Source organism: Photorhabdus australis DSM 17609, from assembly GCF_000711895.1.
Taxonomy (GTDB): domain Bacteria; phylum Pseudomonadota; class Gammaproteobacteria; order Enterobacterales; family Enterobacteriaceae; genus Photorhabdus; species Photorhabdus australis.
This window is the reverse complement of sequence record NZ_JONO01000132.1, coordinates 1-1,407: the sequence shown is the minus strand read 5'-3', so window position 1 is coordinate 1,407 and position 1,407 is coordinate 1. Positions and strand designations below refer to the sequence as shown.

Below are 1,407 nucleotides of genomic sequence, written 5' to 3'. Positions count from 1 at the left end.
GTTCCAGCGTTAACAATGAACCGCCGTATACGGAACCGTACGTACGGTGGTGTGAGAGGACGGCGGGAGCGATCCCGTCTCCTACTCGATTTTATAATCTATCGGTGAATTATTCGTCAATTTCTTGTTGTCAAAACGTAATAACCTAAAGACAATTATTTTGGGTATCTAGAATAATTTTATACGCAACTAACTAACATGAGGATTTTCTTTGAAAACTATTCAGTTACACAATAAAACAATGGCTTATCGAGATGAAGGTGAAGGCTTCCCTCTATTGCTGGGGCATAGTTATTTGTTTAACTCTGATATGTGGGCACCACAGATCGAAGTATTAAGTAAGGAATATCGGGTGATTGTTCCTGATCTATGGGGGCATGGGAACTCGGCAGAATTACCCGAGCAACATAAAACCTTGGTTGATTTGGCTCAGGATTACCTGGCGTTGATGGATCAACTTAGAATTAAGGAATTCGCTATAATTGGTTTATCTGCTGGTGGTATGTGGGGAACTGAATTAGCAGCTATGGCACCGGATAGAGTCAAGGCATTGGTGCTAATGGATACTTTTGTGGGGTTAGAGCCTGAAGTTACTCATGAAAAGTACTTTGCTATGTTGGATGCGATAGAGCAGGTCGGTGCTATTCCTCAACCTATTTTGCAACAGATAGTACCAATCTTTTTCAGTCAGCAGCCTGCTCAGAATTTAGTGGATGAATTGACTCAGCGTTTGGCGAAAATTTCTGCGGAAACATTACGTAATAGCATTATTCCGTTAGGGAGAATAATTTTTGGGCGTGAAGATAGAATTCATTTGCTTGAAAAGCTGGATATTCCTGCCCTTGTCATTACTGGTGAACAGGATATACCCCGTCCACCTTTGGAAGGTTATTTGATGGCTGAAATACTTCGCTGTGATTACGTTGTTATTCAGGATGCTGGTCATATTTCCACATTGGAGCAACCACATAAAGTTAATCAGGAGCTAGTTGCTTTCTTACAACAGGTTCTGTAAAGAATATTTTAATGAAGAGATCGGAGCTTCCCTGAGGTATTTCCATAAAACGAGACAGACATAGAGTTTTGTGATCTTATTGATTACGCTAATGATTCAATGAGATAGCTCTATGTTTGTTCGTTCATTTTAATTGGCTGGGGCAGTTCCTCTGTGAAGCTTTTCGGTTACTGCGTGCCAGCTTTAGCTGGATACAGGGAAATCACAATTACCGTACAGGTGAGGAGTAGGAAAAAGTCAGCAGGTCGGTCTTAACTATTGGATTTGATAAAGATCGATACAGAATTTTTTATTAGAATATACCCAAGAAACTTCAAGATGCAGTTTTTAGCACCTGAAAATGGTCATTAATTCTCGATGTCAGCGAGTCCGCTATATCCGGTAGCGTTGTA

Annotated in this window: 1 protein-coding gene; it reads left to right on the top strand. The window is 40.6% G+C overall.

Annotated elements, in window-relative coordinates:
- The first annotated feature begins 211 nt into the window (after positions 1–211).
- Positions 212–1,015 carry an alpha/beta fold hydrolase gene (locus tag BO26_RS18465; RefSeq protein WP_036774083.1) on the top strand — a complete coding sequence of 268 codons (804 nt, stop codon included), beginning with the start codon at positions 212–214 and terminating at the stop codon, positions 1,013–1,015.
- The last annotated feature ends 392 nt before the right edge of the window (positions 1,016–1,407 follow it).